Origin of the sequence: Algivirga pacifica (genome assembly GCF_039543525.1) — a bacterium.
Taxonomy (GTDB): Bacteria; Bacteroidota; Bacteroidia; order Cytophagales; family Flammeovirgaceae; genus Algivirga; species Algivirga pacifica.
This window is the reverse complement of the sequence record NZ_BAABJX010000008.1, coordinates 1-3346: the sequence shown is the minus strand read 5'-3', so window position 1 is coordinate 3346 and position 3346 is coordinate 1. Positions and strand designations below refer to the sequence as shown.

General features: G+C 40.8%; 4 protein-coding genes. 3 read left to right on the top strand and 1 reads right to left on the bottom strand.

Annotated elements, in window-relative coordinates; translation table 11 throughout:
* Nucleotides 1-212: 212 nt before the first annotated feature.
* Nucleotides 213-596: a GxxExxY protein gene (locus ABD985_RS02090; RefSeq protein ID WP_345368787.1), complete on the top strand. Its 384-nt coding sequence runs from the start codon at nucleotides 213-215 to the stop codon at nucleotides 594-596.
* A gap of 309 nt (nucleotides 597-905) precedes the next feature.
* A complete protein-coding gene (locus ABD985_RS02085; RefSeq protein ID WP_345368785.1) occupies nucleotides 906-1703 on the top strand; it encodes a sulfotransferase domain-containing protein in 798 nt (265 codons plus the stop codon).
* Between the two features lie 110 nt (nucleotides 1704-1813).
* Here ABD985_RS02085 and ABD985_RS02080 read toward each other — a convergent pair whose 3' ends face one another.
* On the bottom strand, nucleotides 1814-2191 hold the full coding sequence (locus ABD985_RS02080) for a four helix bundle protein (protein ID WP_345368783.1): 378 nt from the start codon (nucleotides 2189-2191) through the stop codon (nucleotides 1814-1816).
* Between the two features lie 235 nt (nucleotides 2192-2426).
* Here ABD985_RS02080 and ABD985_RS02075 point away from each other — a divergent pair, with 235 nt between their 5' ends.
* Nucleotides 2427-3281 carry an ABC transporter permease gene (locus tag ABD985_RS02075; protein ID WP_345368782.1) on the top strand — a complete coding sequence of 285 codons (855 nt, stop codon included), beginning with the start codon at nucleotides 2427-2429 and terminating at the stop codon, nucleotides 3279-3281.
* Nucleotides 3282-3346 lie beyond the last annotated feature (65 nt).

The following is a 3346-nucleotide window of genomic DNA, read 5'->3' as shown; positions in this document are numbered from 1 at the left end:
CTTCCGTGCAACAACGTTTTCAGAGGCATGGAAAAGCCAATCAGTTAATTCATGACACTACCGATTTTTTATTGGTACAAGACATTACCGATTAGTAGAGGGGAAGAGAGTTTTGTGTATAAACTTTTATTAACTCCGGTTCCATATAGTTGACTTCTCTGTGATGAAATTTGAGTGTTCAGCAATAGGTATTTATTAATATTCAAAATGATATGGAACAGAAAGAGATGACTGGTAAGGTAATTGGAGGTGCAATGCAGGTATATAATTATTTGGGTAATGGCTTTCAGGAAGTGATTTACCAAAGAGCTTTGGCTATTGAGTTTAGGGATAGACATATAGAATTTCAGAGAGAGTTTTCCATGCCGATCTTTTATAAAGGAGAACAAGTGGGAACTCGTAGAGTAGACTTTCTAGTAGAGGGAGATATTATGCTAGAGTTAAAGGCTGTGATACAACTTCAAGATGTTCATCTTGCTCAAGCTAAAAATTATTTAGAGGCATATCGGGTGAGAACAGGACTCCTGATTAATTTCGGAGCTGCTGGAGGGTTGCAGTTCAAACGGCTATTCAATAACAAACAAAGGCCGGGATAATCAGGATAACCGGGATAATCAGGATGGCCAGGATGACTAAGATTAAAAGGATAAAAGGATGAGTCAGGATTAATAAGGAATGATTGCTTATTTACCTTTCTGGAATTTAGAGTCTAAAGGAAATTCTTCGATAAAAATCCTACTAATCTTTTAGATCCTGATTATCCTGGTCCTTGTTTGTTGAAATTGTATTACCTTTGCTCCCCTATACTTATTAATTAGGTCAATCGCTTACAGTTTATTGCTCAGTATTTTATGCTCTGCCTATAAACGGGAAATCATAAGCGATAACGGATAAACGAAGACAAGATGCAAACCAGCTACATATACGACATCAAGGAGATGCTGTATACTTTCCAATTGTGGATAGAGAAGCAGACCCTTAAGCCATTCGTTAAAGTATATTCTCACCCTCGTTCGGGAACACACTTCTCCGAGGCTTTTTTGGGAAAGAACTTTTATCAGAAATTTGATCTATCCAAGAAGAATATCACTTGGGGCCATTGGGCTAACAGAGCTGTGAATGAAGAGGGAAACCCCTATCAAGAACTATTTGGTTCCCATTTTTTTCCAAATAAGAAGATACTAAAATCCAATAAACCAATGTTATACATGGTGAGGGATGGCAGGGCAGTAGCCTACTCTATCTGGAAGACGGCAAACTTTATCCATCCCAAACATCAAGGAATCTCTTTTTCGGATTTTTTAAGGATGCCACTAGATTGGAGCGGAACTCCTTCGATTCAGGTAGATGCACCTACTATGACAATCGCAGAGCATTGGAAGCAGCACGTAGAGGAATGGGAAAAGCTAGCGAGCACGAAGTCCAATATCTTGATCGTACGCTATGAGGACTTAAAGGACAATCCCTATGAGGTCTATCAAACGATCCGCAAAAAGTTTTTCCCAAAGCAAAAAGAGCTGGCACCTATCGAGTTGGATACGGTGAGTAAGCCTATTGGTCTATTGCCTAATAAGGGGCAAAAAGATAGCTGGAAAAGCCACTTTACAGAGGAGGACAATGCGTACTTTTTGGAGATGGTGGGGGAAGATTACAAATGGCTCAGTGGGGAAGTTGTTGAATCGTTGAATTTCACCACTTCGTGATGAGTTGAATTGAGCTTCGCTCGTTGATTCGAGTTGAATCGTTTATTGAATTCAATAAACGATTCAACTCGAATCAACTCACCAAAGGTGAAATTCAACGATTCAACGGTTCAACCATCTGAGCTCCTGCGAAGCTGACTTTTACGCAGTGCATTTAGCATATTGGCTACTTTGGAGCAAAGGGCTTTAATTTTATCGTACCGCTCACTCGAGAGGTAATCTAAATCAATCGCAAGTATTAGTTGACAGTTTACTTCCATAAGTGAGCTGAATGCCACTTGCGTAAAATGGGCTTGATCTTTATAGGAAGTACGGGAAGTGCCTTCTGCAATATTGGAAGGGACGGAGATTACAGCTCGTTGTATTTGAGAAGAAAGACCGTATTGTTCTTCTTTAGGGAAAGTTTTGGTAATGCAGTACACTTCTTTGACAAGTTGTCGACTAAGGTGCCAAACTTCTAATTTTTCAAAAGGTAATTGATAAGACATAGCAGTGTAATTGGGTTAATATGTATAAGATGGCTAATTTCACTGCTCATATACAGCGTTGAATCGTTGAATTTCACCTTCGGTGAGATGAATTGAGCTTTGCTCGTTGATTCGAGTTGAACTGTTGACTGACTCAATTTTAATTGAATACTTAGTTATAATCGATCAATAAACAAATCAACTCGAATCAACGAGCGAAGCTCAATTCAACGATTCAACGATTCAACAAAAAAGTATGGACAAGCAATATACTGATACTTGGGACACCATTATTGAGCCCCAAAAAAGTCTTTTTCACCTCAACCTACAGGAAGTCTGGAAATACAGAGACCTCCTGATCATGTTCGTTAAGAGGGATTTTGTAACCTATTATAAGCAGACCATATTGGGACCACTGTGGTTCCTGATACAACCCCTGTTTACCACCATCACCTATGTGTTTATTTTTGGAAATGTAGCGAAGATCTCTACGGATGGATTGCCGCAGATCCTCTTTTATATGGCAGGGGTGACGGCCTGGAATTATTTTGCTGATTGCTTCAACAAGACCTCTACCGTCTTCCGGGATAACCAGGGGATCTTTGGAAAAGTATACTTTCCAAGGCTGATCACACCTTTGGGGATCGTAGTGTCCAGCTTATTGAAGTTCGGGATACAGTTTATGCTATTCCTTGGGATCATGGGGTACTTTATGGTGACGGGAGCGGATATACAACCCAATAGTACCATTCTGTTACTACCATTGCTGGTGATGATGATGGCAGGATTGGCGCTAGGAGCCGGTATGATCATTACTTCTCTAACGACAAAGTATAGAGACCTTGTTTTCTTGTTGACGTTTGCGGTGCAGCTATTGATGTATGCGACTCCAGTGATCTATCCGATGTCTACCATCCCGTCAGAATACCAGATTTTTATTCAGGCCAATCCAATGGCTGGTATTATCGAAACTTTCCGTTATGCCTTCTTGGGGACGGGCGCTTTTAGTTGGGAGTTATTGGCTTATGACTTTGGGTTTATGGTGGTGTTGCTGGCTGTAGGGACGTTGATCTTTAATAAGACGGAGAGGAATTTCATGGACACCGTGTGATTGTTGAGGCGGCTTGCGCCGCTGGTTGAGCGCTTCGCTGTTGAGTGGAGCTTCGCTCCGTTGAG